The sequence below is a fragment of the Rhodococcus xishaensis genome (genome assembly GCF_004011825.1).
GTDB lineage: Bacteria > Actinomycetota > Actinomycetes > Mycobacteriales > Mycobacteriaceae > Prescottella > Prescottella xishaensis.
In genome coordinates, this window is the sequence record NZ_RKLO01000002.1 from 381,921 (window position 1) to 400,454 (window position 18,534).

13 protein-coding genes are annotated in these 18,534 nt (G+C 65.6%); all 13 read left to right on the forward strand.

Features of this window, described 5'->3' with window-relative positions:
* The first annotated feature begins 194 nt into the window (after positions 1-194).
* On the forward strand, positions 195-1,517 hold the full coding sequence (locus tag EGT50_RS06200; protein ID WP_127951698.1) for a lipase family protein: 1,323 nt from the start codon (positions 195-197) through the stop codon (positions 1,515-1,517).
* A 194-nt stretch (positions 1,518-1,711) separates the two neighbouring features.
* Positions 1,712-2,761 (forward strand): 3-oxoacyl-ACP synthase III family protein, encoded by a 1,050-nt coding sequence (locus EGT50_RS06205; protein WP_127951699.1) that lies wholly within the window; start codon positions 1,712-1,714, stop codon positions 2,759-2,761.
* A 1-nt stretch (position 2,762) separates the two neighbouring features.
* Positions 2,763-3,665, forward strand: a complete 903-nt coding sequence (locus tag EGT50_RS06210; RefSeq protein WP_127951700.1) for a beta-ketoacyl-[acyl-carrier-protein] synthase family protein — start codon at positions 2,763-2,765, stop codon at positions 3,663-3,665.
* Positions 3,665-5,332 (forward strand): fatty acid CoA ligase family protein, encoded by a 1,668-nt coding sequence (locus tag EGT50_RS06215; protein ID WP_127951701.1) that lies wholly within the window; start codon positions 3,665-3,667, stop codon positions 5,330-5,332. Before EGT50_RS06210 ends, EGT50_RS06215 begins: the two co-directional genes overlap by 1 nt.
* Complete coding sequence (locus EGT50_RS06220) at positions 5,329-5,610, forward strand: hypothetical protein (protein ID WP_127951702.1); 282 nt, start codon at positions 5,329-5,331, stop codon at positions 5,608-5,610. The genes EGT50_RS06215 and EGT50_RS06220 overlap by 4 nt, the downstream gene beginning before the upstream one ends.
* Positions 5,607-6,662 (forward strand): NAD-dependent epimerase/dehydratase family protein, encoded by a 1,056-nt coding sequence (locus EGT50_RS06225; RefSeq protein ID WP_127951703.1) that lies wholly within the window; start codon positions 5,607-5,609, stop codon positions 6,660-6,662. Before EGT50_RS06220 ends, EGT50_RS06225 begins: the two co-directional genes overlap by 4 nt.
* A 63-nt stretch (positions 6,663-6,725) precedes the next feature.
* A complete protein-coding gene (locus EGT50_RS06230) occupies positions 6,726-9,758 on the forward strand; it encodes a non-ribosomal peptide synthetase (protein ID WP_127951704.1) in 3,033 nt (1,010 codons plus the stop codon).
* Positions 9,755-10,450 carry a formyltransferase family protein gene (locus EGT50_RS06235; protein ID WP_164873352.1) on the forward strand — a complete coding sequence of 232 codons (696 nt, stop codon included), beginning with the start codon at positions 9,755-9,757 and terminating at the stop codon, positions 10,448-10,450. Before EGT50_RS06230 ends, EGT50_RS06235 begins: the two co-directional genes overlap by 4 nt.
* Positions 10,447-12,657, forward strand: a complete 2,211-nt coding sequence (locus EGT50_RS06240; RefSeq protein WP_127951706.1) for an MMPL family transporter — start codon at positions 10,447-10,449, stop codon at positions 12,655-12,657. Before EGT50_RS06235 ends, EGT50_RS06240 begins: the two co-directional genes overlap by 4 nt.
* A gap of 584 nt (positions 12,658-13,241) precedes the next feature.
* Positions 13,242-14,354, forward strand: a complete 1,113-nt coding sequence (locus tag EGT50_RS06245; protein WP_127951707.1) for a YVTN family beta-propeller repeat protein — start codon at positions 13,242-13,244, stop codon at positions 14,352-14,354.
* Between the two features lie 280 nt (positions 14,355-14,634).
* Positions 14,635-15,606, forward strand: coding sequence for a YVTN family beta-propeller repeat protein (locus tag EGT50_RS06250; RefSeq protein ID WP_235870606.1), 972 nt, complete (start codon positions 14,635-14,637; stop codon positions 15,604-15,606).
* Positions 15,607-15,879: 273 nt separating this feature from the next.
* Positions 15,880-17,025 carry a beta-propeller fold lactonase family protein gene (locus tag EGT50_RS06255; RefSeq protein ID WP_206615757.1) on the forward strand — a complete coding sequence of 382 codons (1,146 nt, stop codon included), beginning with the start codon at positions 15,880-15,882 and terminating at the stop codon, positions 17,023-17,025.
* A gap of 211 nt (positions 17,026-17,236) precedes the next feature.
* Positions 17,237-18,400, forward strand: coding sequence for a YVTN family beta-propeller repeat protein (locus tag EGT50_RS06260; protein WP_235870607.1), 1,164 nt, complete (start codon positions 17,237-17,239; stop codon positions 18,398-18,400).
* Positions 18,401-18,534 lie beyond the last annotated feature (134 nt).

Here is an 18,534-nt window from a genome sequence, read left to right on the forward strand (position 1 = left end):
GCGGGCCCCTGGAATCCGGAGCCGACGGCAATCGACCGGCTCCTTCTCGCCTGGGTAAACCTACTTCTGGGCTCCGTGTGATGACCGTCACTGCCCTTCTGCTACGGTCCGGTAACTCGTTCGGCGGGGGTTCGGGCTGCGCTCCGGTCGGCGGAACGCGAGCCAGAGGTGTGTATCCAGGGAGGGTCTCGAGAATGCGGCGACAGTTAGGAATCAGCCGGAAGAAACGTCTGGGGGCCATGGTCATGATGGCTTGCGCGGCCGTGACAGTGGGGACTTCGGTGTTCGTCTCGTCGGCCGGCGCGACATCGGTTGACGATTTCTACATTCCTCCATCGCAATTTGATGCGACGCCGGGAGCGGTGGTTCGAACCGAACCCATGGCGATCCTCGCGACCGTTCCCGCTTCGGACGGGGCATGGCCCGTCGCCGCCGAGAAGGTCATGTACACCTCACTGACGCAGAACGGCGACCCCGTCGCAGTCACCGGCACCTTCATCGACTCCGTCCATCCCTGGCAAGGCGACGGGGACCGGCCGACTGTCGTGATTGCTCCCGGCACCGCCGGGCAAGGGGACCAGTGCGCGATGTCCGTGGCGTTCTCCACCGGCTTGTATGCCGATCCGGCGCAGTTGTCGTTGTCCGCGAACCAGGAGTTGGTGTCGGCGACGACGTGGAGTGCTCTCGGCGCTCGCGTCTTCGTGACCGACTACATAGGGCTGGGCACGCCCGGGATACACACGTACGCGAATCGGGTCGAGCAGGCGCACGCAGTGCTCGACGCTGCCCGGGCTGCGAACGCGCTAGCCGACTCGGGCCCGTCGGCGCCGGTGGTGTTCTGGGGGTTCTCACAGGGTGGCGGTGCCGTCGCGGCGGCGGCGGAGATGCAGCCGGCCTATGCGCCGGAACTCGAGCTCTACGGCACATGGGCCGGGGCTCCGACTGCGGATCTCATGTCGGTTCTCCCCGTGATCGACGACGGTAATCTCATCGGAGGTGCTGTCGGATACGCGGTGAACGGATTCGCGGAACGTAACCCGGAGATGCGCCAGTATGTAGACGAACTGGTCACGCCTGCGGGCAAGGAACTTCTCGAGACCCTAAGCGACTCGTGCATCGCCGACGTGATGGTCAAGCACCCTTTCATGCAGTCGGGTGACCTGACCATCGACGGCCGCCCGTTGCTCGAGCACCTGGACGAGATCCCCGACGCCGTCGAACTGCTCCGACAACAGCGCATCGGCACCGTGGCCCCGTCGAGTCCGGTCCTGATCACCAGCGCGCTCAATGACGACACCGTGCCCTACGGCCAGGCGCGGCAGCTCGCCGAGGACTGGTGCGCCCAGGGTGCGACCGTCACCTTCCGTACCAACGCTCTGCCCCCGATACTTTCCGGAGCTGCCCTTCCGAATCATCTGGCTCCGGCGTACATCGACGGTTACGGTCCCGACAGCGCGATCAGTTACCTGCTCGATCGACTCAACGGGGTGCCACTGTCCGGGTGCAGCCTGGATTGACGGCATTGTCGCTTACGTGATCAAGCCTGTAGATTCCTCGTCGCGGGAGTGAGCACAGAAGCGGATACCCACGTAAGGTTCCGGTCACGCGATCTTCTGCCCACACGCGGATGACGAGATTCCGTGGGGGACTTCACACATTGCGCCGACACGGCTAGAAGCGGTTGTGATCGGCCTCAATTGAGGGGTGAGTATTGACGCATTCCCGGTTCGAAGCGATCGGCGGGTATCTACCAGAGCGGGCGGTGACCACCGACGAGTTGATCGAACGTCTGGCTGAGAAGCCGAGCTTCGACTTCGCAGCAGTGACCGGTGTTCGTGAGCGCCGTGTGCGAGCCACGTCGCCGGACAACTACGAGGACTCGTTCACGCTCGCGATGAATGCGGCTCGCGACTGCCTGTCCCGGTCCCGCTACCGCGCCGAGGACCTGGATGCGATCGTCTCGGTGTCGATCACCAGGAGCAAGGACGGGGAGAAGTTCTACTTCGAGCCGTCCTTCGCGTCGATGATCGCGAAGGAACTCGGCGCACGGCAGGTGATTCACTTCGACGTCTCGAATGCCTGCGCCGGCATGCTCACGGGGACATTCCTGCTGGACAGGATGATCCGTTCCGGGATCATCCGAAACGGCATGGTAGTCAGTGGGGAAGCGATCACCCCGATCGCCGAGACTGCGGTCAAGGAGTTGACCGGTGGCTACGATCCGCAGTTCGCGTCGTTGTCGGTCGGGGATTCCGGCAGTGCGGTGATCATCGATGTATCAGAGGACGAGCGCGACCGGATCCACTACGTCGAAATGATGACCGCGTCGGAGTACTCGGACGCGTGTATCGGGAAGCCGAGCGACCGCTCCCAGGGCATCGCCCTCTATACCGACAACCGGCGGATGCACAACGAGGACCGGTTCAAGTTGTGGACCGACAGCCAGCGCTCCTTCCTGGCGGAACGTGGCCGCACCTTTGCCGACGAAGATTTCGACTACGTCATCCACCACCAGTTCGGCGCTTCCGCGGTGGCGTTCCTCAACGGGCTGGGCGAACGTGAATTCGCTCAGCCGATGCCGCCGCCGCTCAACGTCATCGAGAAGTACGGAAACACGTCCTCGACCTCGCATTTCGTCGTCCTTCGGGACCATCTACGGCAGCGCAACATCCCACCCGGTTCGAAGGTGCTGATGGTGCCCGCCGCGTCCGGCGTGGTCACCGGGTATCTGTCGGCCACGATCTCGAGCTTGGAGGCCTGATATGGGTGTCGTCATCACCGCTACCGGTGCCAGCCACAACACGGACACGGCGAGCATCGTCGAACACTCCTCGAGGGCGGCCCGGGCTGCCCTCACGACCGCGAAGGTCGGGCCCGAAGAGGTCGGAGTGCTGATCAATACCGGGACCTATCGGGACTCGAACACGGTCGAACCGGCGATCGCTGCACTGATCCAGAAGGCGGCAGGGATCGGCCTCGACTATGGCGAGACCGATCCGCGGTCGTTCTCCTTCGACCTGATGAACGGTGCGTGCGGTGTTCTCAACGCTGTGCAGGTTGCGTCCGGGCTCCTCGAGACCGGTACGACCGCGCGTGTTCTCATCGTGTCGGGGGATACGCATCCGTCGATGACGGGCTCGGGCGCTCCGCAGGACTTCCCCTACACGTCCGCGGGTGCGGCGATGCTCCTCGAACACGTAGACGGACCGGAGGGATTCGGGCCGGTGCACGTCGATCTCCTGGACGGCGCCTCCGCGGTCGAGGGATTCGTCGACAGCAGCACGATGGGAATCACTGGGCGTTCGGCGATGACCGTGGCCCGCGACGATGGCTTCGAGGTGCGTGTCCTCGACGCGGCGGTCTCGGCCGCCTCCGCGGCACTCGGCGGAGCGGAGGTCGACCCGGCAAACACAATTCTGATCTCCTCGCGGCCGACCCCGGACTTCCAGGCTGCGTTGGCATCCAAGCTCGGCATCCGCGCTCTCGATGACGCTCCCGAGGGGCCGCTCAGCGGCGACCTGCATACCGCCGCATTGACACTGGCGTACCACCACGCCGCGGCGGCGGGCCGGATCGGGGACGCGACCAGCGTGCTATTCGTTGCGGCCGGCTCCGGTCCCAGTGCAGCGGCGGTGGTGTACCAGATCCCGGGCCGGGCGGCGTAATGACCGCCCCCGGTCTCACCTCCTGGCACGACCGACTGCCAGATACCGCTCGCCGCCGACCCGATGCGGCCGCGGTGACTTTCGCCGACGGTTCGAACACTGCCCTGCCCGACTACAAGGACCTGACCTTCGCCGAACTGGACTCCTGGTCCGATGCCTTGGCTGAGCAGTTCGCCGCTGACGGCATCTCCGACGGCACACGCACGATCGTGCTCGTCAACCCGGGCCCTGAGCTGTACGCAATCCTGTTCGGACTGTTCAAGGCTGGTGCAGTTCCCGTGGTCATCGACCCGGGGATGGGCCTACGGCCGATGTTGCGGTGTCTGGCCGCCGTCGACCCTCAGGCGTTCATCGGGATCCCTCAGGCTCACGCCGTACGGGTGCTGTTCCGGCGTGTGTTCCGAAACGTGCGAGCCACGGTCACGGTCGGGCGGCGCTGGGCGTGGGGTGGCCGCACCCTCTCCGCCACGGGTCGCACCCCAAACCGCCCCGCGCAGCCACGGAAGCCGGTGCCCGCCGCCGATGACCTGCTGATGATCGCGTTCACCACCGGCTCGACCGGACCGGCGAAGGCGGTCGAACTCACGCACGGGAACCTCGAGGCGATGCTCGCGCAAACGCAGTCGATGACCGAGGCCACCGAGGACGAGACCGCATTGGTGACCCTCCCGATGTTCGGCATGCTCTACCTACTGCTCGGCGCGCGAATTGTTCTGCCACCGTTGATTCCCAGCCAGGTTGGTGATACCGACCCGCTGCACGTGGTCAACGCGATCAACCGGTTCGATGTGGCCACACTGTTCGCCTCCCCCGCCGTGCTCGGACCGCTACTCGAGCATGCCCGCACACACAAATGGACGATGCCCTCGGTCCGAGCGGTGTTCTCCGGTGGCGCTCCGGTCCCTGACAGCGTCATCACCGGGCTGCGCGACGTGCTGCCAGACGAGTCCCAGGTCCACGCCGGCTACGGGGCGACCGAGGCTATTCCGATATCGTCGATCGAGTCCCGGGAGCTGCTCACGGGATTGAACGAGCGGGCCCGCGTCGGCGACGGGACCTGCATAGGCCGCCCGGTCGACGGTGTCGAGGTGCGCGTCATCGCCGCGGTTGATGACCCGTTGCCAAGGTGGAGCCAGGTACAACCGCTGGACGGCGGGGTGGGGGAGGTCGTGGTCCACGGCCCGAATGTCAGCACCCGCTACTTCTGGCCCGCCGTGGCGAACTTGACCGGAAAGATCAGCGACGGAGACCAGGTCTGGCATCGCACGGGTGACCTCGGATGGATCGACCCCGATGGCCGAATCTGGTTCTGTGGGCGCAAATCGCAGCGTGTCCATACCGAGTCTGGTGTCTTGTACCCGGTGCAAGTCGAGCAGATCTTCAGCGCTGTCGAAGGCGTCGCGCGCACCGCGCTCGTCGGGGTCGGTGCGCGTCCCCATCAGCGGCCCGTGCTCTGCGTCGAACTCGTCTCCGGCGCAGATCGCGATGCGACGATCGAGGCTGTACGGGCACGCGCCACCGAGAACCCGCTCACTGCCGGTATCGACGCTGTTCTTATCCATCCACGCTTCCCCGTCGACATCCGCCACAACGCCAAGATCGGCCGCGAACAGCTCGCCGTCTGGGCCACCACCGAACTCGACCGGCACCAGGAGGTCACCCGATGAAACCTGTACTGCTGAGAGCGGTTCCGATTGCCGGCTGGGTGTACCTCGCCTACGGCGCGATCCGTTCCGCCCGGGGCCGGCCCCTCGAGCATCCCGTGGCTCGGGCGGCGTGGTGGATAGATGCGTTCCTCAGCACCGTCGGGCATGCCGTCCAGGTACCAGCCGCGGTCCGTGCCGCCGGACCGCACCGGTCTCCGGTCGCCACCGCCGCCCTGACGATGGTGTTCGGCATGACCTGGCGGACCACCCAGGCACCCACGAAGGAGAACTCCGCGTGAAGATCCTCGTCACCGGAGCATCCGGGTTCCTCGGCGGCCGGCTCGCCCGGCGCCTCGCCGACGACGGCGACTGGGACGTGTCCATCCTCGTGCGGCCGACCAGCCGCCTCGTCGACCTCGGTGACCTATCAGGGATGCGGATCCTGTACGGAGACCTCACCGATTCTGCGTCCCTCGAAGCCGCCACCCTCGGCGTCGACGTCGTCGTCCACAGTGCTGCTCGCGTCGACGAGCGCGGAACCCGCGCCCAATTCGAGCGGGAGAACGTCGACGCAACCCGGGTGTTGCTCGACGCGGCGAAGGCCAACGGAGCCAGCCGCTTCGTGTTCATCTCGAGCCCAAGTGCGCTGATGAGTTACGACGGCGGCGACCAAATCAACCTTGACGAGAGTGCTCCCTATCCCACCAGGTTTCTCAACCTGTACTCGGAGACGAAGGCCGCGGCCGAGCAGCTCGTGCTGGCCGCGAACGGTGACGGATTCACTACCTGCGCGCTGCGTCCGCGAGCAATTTGGGGTCCCGGCGACCGATCGGGCCCGATCGTCCGGCTCCTCGGCCGCGCGCGGGCTGGAAAGCTACCGAATCTATCCGGCGGCCGCGATGTGTACGCCTCGCTGTGCCATATCGACAACATCGTCGACGCGACTATCAAGGCCGCCAGATCCGACAGTGCCGCTGGCGAGGCCATCGGGGGCAAGGCGTATTTCATCGCCGACGCCGAGATCACCAACATCTGGCCGTACATGGCTGAGGTCGCGAAAGAGTTCGGGTTCACCCTGCCCGACAAGAGCGTGAACCCGCGTGTGGTGTCGGCGATCGTGAAGGTCCTCGACCGTGTGTGGACGCTCCCGTACCTTGCGGCTCGCTACTCGCCGCCGTTGTCGATGTACGTGCTCGCACTGATGACGCGCTCGGCGACATTCGACACCAGTGCAGCCGAACGCGACTTCGGCTACACACCCGTCGTCGACCGCGCGACCGGAATGCGCCAGTTTCGGGAGTGGGTCGATTCGCAAGGCGGCCTCGCGGAGCTGACCCGCGACCTGGCCTGATCAGATCCAGCCTGGTTCAGGCCTTCCGCGAACCCTGTTCCACCCTTCCGCGAAGAGGATCCCGTGACCACCGACGCCACATTCCAGCGCCCGATCTCCGCAACCGAGCGGCTCTACATCACGACGCAGCCGCTCGCCCCGCCGTTCGCGATCCAGCTAGTCGTCACCGGCAGCGGCGAGATCGATCCCGCCGCTCTCGAGGTCGCCGTCGACCAGGCGTCCGCGGCGTGCCCTGGCGCGAGGCTGATCCGTGAGGGCCGGAACTGGGTCGATACCGGGCGTGCGCCACAGGTGAAGATCGTCGACCGTCCCATCGACTTCACTGACCTCGACGACGACCCCATCTTGCAGAGCAGCCTCGGTAGCGACGATCTCGCCACCACCGAGGTCGTCCTCGCTCGCGGGGCGTCGGAGACGAGCGTCGTTTTCCGCGCGTTCCACGGCGTGATGGATGCGAAGGGCGTGCAAATGTGGGCTTCGGACGTCTTCCGGGTTCTACGGGGACAGGAACCCATCGGTGCCCCGGATCCGACTGCCGACCACGACCTCGTCGACCGCGTCGGGGCCACGAATAAACCCACGACGCTGCTGCCGACCCGACGGGCACCGCTCGGCGCTCCCGGCCGGGCGCCCCGCTCGGGCAAGTTTGTATGGCGGCACCGCACAATTCCCAGCACGACGCCGGCCGTGGTTGCCCGGATCTGTGCGCATCTCGCCAACGCGGTCGGTTCCGCGGCCCGGTTCATGGTCCCGGTCGATCTTCGTCGACATGATCCTGCTACTCGTTCGACTGCAAACCTCGCCCTGCCGCTGTTCGTCGACGTCGACCCTGGTGCTACGTGGCAGCAAGTCCACGCCCAGATCCTCACCCGCCTCGCCGACCGCCGCGAACTCGCCGAGATGGACAACGGCGGCCTCGCACGTCTCCCCGGCCCGGTCGCCCGCGCCATAGTGACGGGCGCACACCGACTTGGCGCCCGCATGGATCGAAACCTGGTGTCGGCTATCGTTTCCCACGCCGGTCTGATTGACCTCGACGACTTCGCGGCGTCCGGCTTCACCGCTGCGACCGCACGCGCCCTACCCGTACACACCGGGCTCGTCCCGATGTCGTTCGTGATCGTCGAAACCGGTGCCGGCACCGAGATCACAGTGTCCTGCCGTGCGGGTGATGGCGTCAACGAGCAACTGGACACGCTCCTCGACCGGCTCATCGGTGAGCTTGCCGCGCCCGCCGCCGCGCCGCTCGACGCCGTCGAACCGGCTCTGCCAACACTCGGCCCCGTGCCCGGGGCGGACATCGTGTCCATGGGGGACACCACGGACAGCCGGTTTCGCTACCACGCCGAGAGCACCCCGGCCGCGGTGGCGGTCAGCGGCCCCGACGGCGAGTACACCTACCGCCAGCTCGACGACTGGGCCGATGCGATCGCGGCCGTTCTGATCAGCCACGACGTCGGTCCCGGTTCGATAGTCGCGATCCTGGCCGGACGCATTCCTGCCGCGATGGCGAGCCAACTCGGCATCATGCGAACCGGTGCAGCGTTCCTGTCCCTGGACCCGAAGCACCCGACCGACCGGCTCACCGCGATCCTCGAAGACTCGAAGGCCCGGATACTGCTGACCGCCGATGAGCATGCACAGCTCATCCCCACCGACACCCCGGCGATGGTCCTCGAAGACCTCCCGAGACAAGCGAATTCTCCGGTGACAGTGCCGATCAGCGGTGAAGACATCGCATACGTCACCTACACTTCCGGGTCGACCGGCAGGCCAAAGGGTGTCCTCGTCCCGCACCGCGGCATCGTCAACTTCGTCGATGCCGCCACCGAATGGTGGTGTCTGGGGCCCGACACCCGGTTCGCGCACCACCACACCCCGTCCGCCGACATGGCCTGCGCCGCGTTCTTCAGCTCTCTGCTGACCGGCGGTTCGATAACTCTTGTGCCCGAAGATATCTCGCACCTGTCGTTGCGCGCGATGCTGGTCGATTCCGGTGCCAACACCTTCCTGCTCACCCCGAGCCTGCTCGAGGTCGTCCTGCGCCTGGACATCACCCGGCCCGAGGCGCGGACGGTCATCATCGGCGGTGAACGTGTCCTGCCCGGACTCGCCACGCGAGCACGCGGCTTCTTCGGTGCCGGAACCCGCTTGCTCAACAGCTACGGGCCGGCGGAACTGGCCGTCGCCTGCACTACACACATTGTCGGCCCAGCACCCGACCCGGATGCGCTATCGGTCCCTATCGGTCGCCCCGCCGTCAACACCCCGGTCTTCCTGCTGGACGAGCTGCAGCGGCCGGTCGCTGCGGGTGAGATCGGTGAATTGTGCTTCGGTGGCCCTCAGGTGGCCCGTGGGTACCTTGGTCGCCCCGAGTTGACCGCACAACGGTTCATCACCCTGCCCGGCGGCGAACGTGTCTACCGCACCGGAGACCTCGGGCGGGTGTTGCCTAACCAGAGCCTCGACTTTGTCGGCCGAGTGGATGATCAGGTCAAGATTCGCGGCAATCGTGTCGAGCCAGGAGAGGTTCAGGCAGTGCTCGAGCAGATGCCTGGAACCGGCCAAGTCGCAGTCGCCGCCCGCCCGACGGCGGCCGGCGGCAACGCCCTGGTTGCCTACCTGGTCGCCGATGCCGACGTCGATATCGCTGCCGTACGTGAGTATCTGGGAGAGCACGTGCCTTCCTACATGATCCCCGCTGTGATCCACCCAGTCGACGATATCCCCCTCACGGCCAACGGCAAGATCGACCTTGCCCGCCTACCCGGCATCCCTGACGCAGGTCTGGACGCGCCCGCAGTGAATGGGACAACGCAGAGAGCGGACGTCGAGGGAGCCGAGGTTGACCGGATCGCCACTATCTGGGCGTCGATTCTCCAGATCGCCCCCGGCGAGGTGACACCGGACGCCGACTTCTTCGCGCTCGGTGGAGATTCGCTCGCCTCCCTGGAGATGCTCTCCCAGGTTTCGGCCACCATCGTCGGACCGGACGGCGAGGCGCGGTTCGTCGAACAGCTCGAGGGCCTGGTCAACAACATGACTCTCACTCAGGTCCACGCCGCCGCAGTCGCCGCGCGAGGAGCGGCGGCGTGATCTTCATCGGCGAAGGAGCCTTGCTCTGGCGTGCGGTCCGGGCTGCCACCGCGGGCGGATACCGCGTCGACCTCGTCTGCACCCGCTCCGACCAGACCGCACCCGACCAAGTCCCGGTGCTGAAGACCCGCGACGTCAACACCGACGCCATTCGGATCAAGTCCGCGTGCAGTGACGGGCTCGTCTGGTCGATCAACAACCCAACGATCCTCAGGGCCCCTCTCCTCGACTTCGGACTGCGGATCTACAACATCCACAACGGGCCGCTACCGGCCTATCGCGGGCGCCCCGAGATTGCGATCACGTATGCGCTCCTCAACGGTGAGACCCGCTACGGGGCAACCCTCCACGAGGTTGACCATGGCGTCGACACCGGTGCCGTCCTCGACGTCGAAGAGTTCCCGATCCGGCCAGAGGACCGGTTTCAGGAGGTGATGATGACCGGACTGCGTGCCTGCCACACCCTGTTCGAACGCAATCTCGATGCCGCAGTGAACGGGCTTCTCACTCCGGCCAAGCCGTCCACCGTCGGTGGCGGCTACTACGGACGCGAACGCCTCGAAGAGTTGGCCGGCTACCGCGGTAGCTCCCGCTACGACCGGGCGGGCCACCTCGGCGTGTTCACACCTGTGTACCCCGACCTGGCTGCCGCGCTCGCGGATCCGGCCACGGCCGAAAGCGCACATTCGTGAATCGGTGGGCCTCGACGATCTTCCGGCACCGGTGGACGGTGCTGCTGAGCACCATCGCGCTGATCCTGATCGCCGGAGCATGGGGATCGTCCGTGATGGACAAGCTGGGCGCCGGTGGCTACTCCGACCCTGGTAGTGAGTCCGTTGAGGTCGATCGACTCGTAGAGCAGCACTTCGGTCGGCAGTCACCGGATGTGGTTGCCGTGTACACAATTCCGGACGACCGAACCATCGACGAGGTCGGCGACGAAGTTCATCGGAGCCTCGAAGCAATCGATCCGGTGCTGCTGGACCGCCCGGTGGTCACCTATTGGAATACCCCGGTTGGTGCAGGGTTTCTGCGTTCCGAGGACGGCACCAAGGTACTCGCGCTGGTGTTCGCCGCTGGAGATGAGGACGCACGCCTCGCCGCGTTCGGAGACATCGCCCCGCACCTCACCGTGCCCGGTGTCGACACCGAGATCACCGGATTCGCCGCTCTCGCTGCGGAAATCAACGAGCAGTCCCAGCGCGATCTGGTAGTCGCGGAGCTACTGTCGCTGCCGGTCACCTTGGTGGTCTTGGTCATGGTCTTCGGCGGCCTCGTGGCCGCGTCCTTACCGGTGGCAGTGGGCCTGCTCTCCATTCTCGGCGCACTGGCATCGTTGCGGCTGATCTCCGAATTTACCGACGTCAACGTCTTCGCCGTCAACATCGCCTCGCTGCTCGGCCTGGGGCTGGCCATCGACTACGGACTGTTCATCGTCAGCCGGTTCCGCGAGGAACTCGCCCGTGACGGCGCCGCCGTCGAGTCGGCACTCACCCGCACTTTGGGCACGGCCGGACGTACCGTCGCGTTCTCTGCGTTGCTGCTGATGTGTGCGTTCGCTGGAACGTTGGTGTTTCCGCAGCCCGTGCTCAAATCCCTCGGGTTCGGGGCCATGTCGGCCGTTGCGGTGGCCGCAACGATGTCGCTGACAGCACTGCCTGCAGCGCTCGCCCTGGTTGGTCACCGTATCGGCAAGTGGAGTTGGCGAAAGGACACCTTCGAGCGGGGCGAGGCTCGTGCGCAACGGTTCTGGGGACGGGTCACCGGCGCGGTCCTTCGCCGTCCGGGCGCGGTTGCCTTCGGAATCGTGTCGGTATTCGTACTGGTCGCGACGCCGGTGTTCGGTGTCAAGTTCGGCGACGTCGACCACACTGCGTTCGCCCCGGACAGTTCCGCCAGGCTCGGAGCCGAAACGATCGCCACGGAACTGCCTGCCGCCAATAGCGGAGTCCTCATCCTCGGTACCGGTGTCGATGGCGCCGCGCCCACCCCCAGCGCGCTCGCGAAGTTCCGCCATGCCGTGTCGGGTATCGACGGCGTCACGACCGTTGCCGTCGTCGGTAGCAAGGACGGCGTCGTCATCATGCAGGCGCGCTTGTCTGTTCCGGATCGCTCGCAGGGCGCGGTGGCGGTTGTCGAACAGGTACGTGGGCTGGACACACCGGAAGGAATGAATGTTCAGATCGGGGGGCTGACGGCGATCACCGTCGACGGTGTCGACGCCATCATCAAGTGGCTGCCGGTGATGCTCGCTGTCATGGCGGCCGCGACGCTACTGCTGATGCTGTTGGCGTTCGGTTCGATCGTCCTGCCGATCAAAGCGGTCGCGGTGGCGTTTCTGAGTCTGGCCGCGACATTCGGGATCCTCACTCTGGTTTTCTACGACGGTCATTTTGCCGGTGTCCTGGGCGTCAGCCAGGGACCGCTGCCAGCGGGGATGGTGGTGCTGGTAATCGCCGTCGTGTTCGGGTTGTCCACCGACTACGAGGTGTTCCTCATCTCGAGGATGGTTGAGGCCAGGCAGGCCGGCGCCACCACAGAACAAGCGATCCTCGTTGGCGCTACCCGTACGGGCCGCGTCGTGACTGCCGCAGCAACGCTGCTGATTCTCGTGACAGGCGCGTTCACGCTCTCGGAACTGACGCCCATGCGGTTCATCGGAATGGGGATGATCATCGCTCTCGCACTCGATGCGACCTTGGTTCGGATGTTGCTCGTACCTGCTTTGGTGAAGCTCATGGGCGATGTCAACTGGTGGGGTCCCGCGTTCCTCCGGAAGCGGGCCACCGATGGCAGGCCGATGTCGGCTGACCGATCAGCGGACACTATCGAGGATGCAGCGCGCATGGCCGAGCTCGAGGGAGAACCTCCGGACCGTGCCGTGAGGACACGATCTTGAGACAGGCCCCGGCTTCTGGGGTCGGGTCCGGTACCGAGAACTCGTAGAAATATTGCTGGACAACCGATTACGTTTGGCACTTCGGTCTCGGCGCGCTGTAGATCGAATAGAACCGCCCAATTCCTCGCACGACCACGGAACCGATCCGCGGTTGAGGACGTCCAACTGAGCGAACGGAACTGATATCAGTGGTGGACGCGGGGGAGAGGGCGAATGGATCGGTGCGCGAGAGCTGCGACGTTTCGACTGCCGACTTCTTGCCGATCGGGGAGGCTCCGTAGCAGCAGTCGGCTGTCAGCTGGGTGCTGGCGACGGCAGATCGTGGCCGACACCGATGAGCCGCCGCAGCCACGACGACCTGATGAATCGGCCCCCGACGTCGGCGACCACGAATGACGCCGGAGAAGCGGGGGATGCAACACACCACGCATCGCGCTCCTTGGTGGTTGTGTGGGCTTTCGGTGATTCCCCGGTCTGATCCGGATTGTGGTTGTTAGCCTCGTTTCGGCAGGTGGTCGGGTCCGGCCGCCGGTTGGCTTGCTGCATGGCCTGTCCGTTTTGTTCCTCAGATGTAGGAGAGAAATGTGAATCGGCTCAGTGGTTTTCGAGGTCACCGCACGGCCGCGGGGCGCGCCGTGCGTCTGGTGTTCGGGGTGACGGCTACTTCTGCGATGGTGCTGGGCATGGCCGGGATCGGTGCGGGGGCCGCGGCAGCGGGTACCGTCACCGAAGCGATTCCGGTCGGGAACGGCCCGGATGGGGTGGCGGTGGCCCCGTCCGGGGCACGTGTCTATGTAGCCAACTTCGACGACGACTCGGTGTCGGTGGTCGAGACTGCCGGCAACACCGTGGTCGACGCCATCGACGTCGGGGACGGCCCGCAAGGGGTGGCGGCGAGCGCGCACGGTTCCCGCGTCTACGTCACCAATTCCCTGGACGACACCGTCTCAGTGATCCGAACAGGCACCAACGCTCTGGTTGACACCGTCGATGTCGGGGACAACCCGCGTGGGGTGGCGGTGAGCCCGTTCGGTTCCCGCGTCTACGTCGCCAACTTCTCCGACGATTCGGTGTCGGTGATCGACACCCGCACGAACGAGGTAGTCAAGACCATCCCGGTTGGGGACGGACCGCAGTTCGTGGCGGCAAGCCCGCAGGGTTCTCGCGTCTACGTCACCAACACCCTGGACGACACGGTGTCGGTGATCCGCACCGGTAGCAACACCCTAGTTGACACCGTGAACGTCGGAGACGCGCCGACCGGGGTGGCGGTGCACCCGGACGGGACCTACGTGTATGTGAGCAACAGCGCCGACGGCACGCTATCGGTGATCGAAATGTTCAGGAACACCGTGGTCGACGACATTGCGGTCGGGGACGCGCCGGTCGGGGTGGCGGTAGCCTCCGACGGGTCGAGCGTCTACGTGACAAACGAGGTGGGCGACTCGGTATCGGTGATCGAAACCTACAGGAACACATTGGACGACACCATCGAAGTAGGGGACGGCCCACGGGGGGTGGTGGTGACCCCGGGCGACTCCCGGGTCTACGTGGCCAACAATGTGGACGACACGGTATCGGTGATCGCCGTCGACACATGCTCCGGATCGTTCTGCATCGGCACCGGATCGCTCGGATCGCTGGCGGGCGGTAGTTCCCCAGTCAGCTTCGGTTCGACGGGCAGCATCGGCAGCTGACACCCACATCGCGGTGAGTTAGGGCGCCGCCACCGACGATCGTGTCGGCGGCGGCGTCGTTCGGCCTGCGAGCCGTGTGTCTGTTTCGGTGATTCGGGCGTCGGAGCCGGTTTTGGGTTGTTAGCCTCCTTTGGGCTGGTGGTCGGGTCTGGCCGCTGGTTGTCTCGCTGTATGGCCTGTCCGTTGTGTTCCTCTGATGTAGGAGAGAAATGTGAATCGGCTCAGTGGTTTTCGAGGTCGCCGAACGGCTGGGAGGCGCGCCGCACGTGCGATGTTCGGGGTGGTATCTGTTTCTGCGATGGCGCTGGGTGTGGCGGGAATGGGGGCGGGTGCCGCGACGGCGGACACCGTCGTCGACACTGTCCGCGTGGGGACAGCCCCGTTCGGGGTGGCGGTTAGCCCGGACGGGTCTCGCGCCTACGTCACCAACGTTGTCAGCGATTCTGTGTCGGTGATCGACACCGCCGGCAACACGGTGATCGACAGCATCGGAGTCGGGGACGCCCCGGCTGGAGTGGCGGTTAGCCCGAACGGTTCCCACGTCTACGTCACGAACCAGTTGGAGGACACGGTGTCGGTGATCGAGACCGCCGGCAACACCGTGATCGACACCATCGAGGTCGGGGACACCCCGGTTGGCGTGGCGACGACTCCGGACGGACTTGGCGTCTACGTCACCAACAACGGCGATGACACGGTGTCGGTGATCGAGACCGCCGATCGCACGGTGGTCGAAACCATTGGGGTGGGGAATGGCCCGCAGTATGTGGCGTTCACCCCAAACGGGTCTCGCGCGTTCGTCACGAACGCTCTCGAAGACTCGGTGTCGGTGATCGAAACTAGTGAGAACACTCTGATGAACACCATCAGGGTCGGCGACTACCCGCGAGGGTTGGCGGTGACTCCGGACGGGCTCCGCGTCTACGTCGCCAACGGTGGTAGCGACACGGTGTCGGTGATCGATACCGCCACGGACACCGTGGCCCAGACGATTCCGGCCGAAGATTTCCCGTGGGGGTTGGCGCTGACCCCGGACGGCTCCCGCGCCTACGTCACCAACCTCTACGACGCTTCGGTGTCGGTGATCGACACCGCCACGAACTCAGTGGTCGAGAGGATTCGAGTTGGGAACTACCCGTACGGAGTGGCGGTGAGCCCTGACGGATCCCCGGTCTACGTCGTCAACCATGAGGCCTCGACGGTGTCGGTGATCGCCGACGGGACCTGCTTCGGATCGTTCTGCACCTCCTGATCGCTGACTGGCAGTAGTCCGCTGGCCTGAGGCTGGCCGACGGGCAGCGCCCGAAGCCGACAACCAAATCGAAGGAAGAAGGACGCCGCCGCCGACGCCAGTGTCGGTGGCGGCGTCTTCGTGCGGCCTGGTGGGTGTGGGACCTGTTCGGTGATTCGCGGGCCTGATCCGGTTTGTGGTTGTTAGCCTCCTTTCGACTGGTGGCCGTCTCCGGCCTCCGGTTGTCTCACCGCATGGCCTGTCCGTTTTGTTCCTCTGATGTAGGAGAAAAATGTGAATCGGCTCAGTGGTTTTCGAGGTCATCGCACGGTCGGGAAGCGCGCTGCCCGTCTGATGTTCGGCGTGGCAACTGCCTCCGCGCTAGTGCTGGGGACGGCGGGGACGGGGGCGGGGGCCGCGGCCGCGGACACCGTCATCGACACCATTCCGGTGGGGGATGGCCCGCTCGGGGTGGCGCTCACCCCGGACGGGTCCCGCGCCTACGTCACCAACGCCGCTGCCGATTCGGTGTCGGTGATCAACACGGTCACGAACACGGTGGTCGACACCGTGCCGGTCGGGGACTTCCCGCGCGGGGTGGCGGTGACGCCGGGCGGTTCCCACGTGTACGTCGCCAACTACGGTGATGACACGGTGTCGGTGATCGAGACCGCGGGCAACACGATGGTCGAAACCGTCGATATCGGGAACGGCCCTGCGGGGGTGGTGGTGTCCCCGGGTGGGTCCCACGTGTATGTCGCCAACCACCTCGACGATTCGGTGTCGGTGATCGAGACCGCCGGCAACACGGTGGTCGACACCGTCGACGTCGGGGACAGCCCGTTCGGAGTGGCGGTGAGCCCGAACGGGGCCAGCGTCTATGTAGCCAACCACTTCGACGCTTCGGTGTCGGTGATCGAGACCGCCGGCAACACCGTGGTCGACACCGTTTCGACGGGAAACGGCCCTTACGGGGTGGCTGTGAGCCCGGACGGGGCCAGCCTCTATGTAGCCAACTTCAGCGCCGATTCGGTGTCGGTGATCGAGACCGCCGGCAACACGGTGGTCGAAACCGTCGCGGTCGGGGACGGCCCGGTGGGAGTGGGGGTGAACCCGCTCGGGTCCCACGTCTACGCCACCAACAGCAGTGGGGACTCGGTGTCGGTGATTGAGACCGCCGACAACACGGTGGTCGAAACCGTTCCGACGGAGGATAACCCGTTCGGAGTAGCAGTGTCCCCGGACGGGTCCCGCGTCTACGTCGCCAACCTTGCCGACGACTCGGTGTCGGTGATCGCCGTCGAGAAGTGCTTCGGCTCGCTCTGCATCGACTCTGGATTGCTGGTGGGCGGTGGCTCGACGGGTAGCGGAGGCGCCGGTTCGTTGGTGGTCGGGGGTTCGTTTGCGGGTGCCGGTTCGGCGGGCAGCGCTGGCAGCTGACACCCCGCTACGGTGAGTTTGGGGCGCCGCCACCGACGATCGAGTTGGTGGCAGCGCGCTGCGTTCTGGTGGGTGTGTGGCCTCTTCGGTGCTTCGGGGGCCTGATGCGGATTGTGGTTGTTAGCCTCCTGTTGACGGGTGGTCGTCTCCGGTCGCCGGTTGTCTCACTACATGGCCTGTCCGTTTTGTTCCTCTTGTGTAGGAGAGAAATGTGAATCGGCTCAGTGGTTTTCGAGGTCTTCGCGCGGCCGGGGGCCGCTCCGTGCGTCTGATGTTCGGGGTGACATCTGCTTGCGCAATGGTGCTGGGAATGGCCGGGATCGGTGCGGGGCCCGCGGCAGCGGACAGCGTCATCGACACCATTCCAGTAGGGGACTTCCCGAACGAGGTGGCGGTCAACCCATTTGGGTTCCGTGCCTACGTCGCCAACACTGACGACGACACCGTGTCGGTGATAGACACCTCCACGAACGCGGTGGTCGCCACGGTCACGGTCGGGAACGAGCCCCGCGGGGTGGCGGTGTCTTCGGACGGGGCTCGCGTCTATGTCACCAACCGCGACGACGACACGGTGTCGGTGATAGACACCTCCACGAACGCGGTGGTCGCCACCGTCACGGTCGAGAACGAGCCCCGCGGGGTGGCGGTGTCTCCGGACGGGGCTCGCGTCTATGTCACCAACCACGACGACGACACGGTGTCGGTGATCGACACCTCCACGAACACGGTGGTCGCCACCGTCGATGTCGGGAACGGCCCCCGGGGGGTGGTGGTGTCCCCGGACGGGTCCCGCGTCTATGTCGCGAACAGGATTGACGATTCGGTGTCGGTGATCGACACCGGCACCAACTTGGTAGACGCCACTGTCCCCGTTGGAGATCGCCCGATCGGGGTAGCTGTCACCCCGGACGGATCCGGGGTCTACGTCACCAACAACGCCGAGAGTACGGTGTCGGTGATCGACACCTCCACGAACACGGTGGTTGACACCGTCAATGTCGGGTACAGCCCGGTGGGGGTGGCGATGAACCCGTTCGGGTCTCGCGTCTACGTCACCAATGGCGACGACGACACCCTGTCGGTGATCGAGACCCGTGGTAACACCGTGGTCGAGACCATCCCAGTCGGCGCTGCCCCTACAGGGGTGACGGTCAACCTGCTCGGGTCCCGCGTCTATGTCACCAACGGTGGCGACGACACAGTGACGGTGATCGCCATCGAGAGGTGCTTCGGGTCACTATGCTTCGACTTCGGCTCGCTGGTCGGCGGGGGTTCGCTGGTGGGCGGTGGTTCGACAGGTAGCGGAGGCACCGCTTCGTTGGTGGGCGGGGGTTCCCTGGCGGGTGCCGGCTCGGCAGGCAGCGCCGGCAGCTGATAGCCGTGGTGCGACGAGTTGCGGGTGCCGCCACCGGTGATCGTGTCGGTGGCAGCGCCTCGCGCCTTCGGTGTGTAAGGCCTCTCGGTGCGTCGTGGGCTTGATACGGTTCCTGGCTGTTAGCCTCCTGTCGG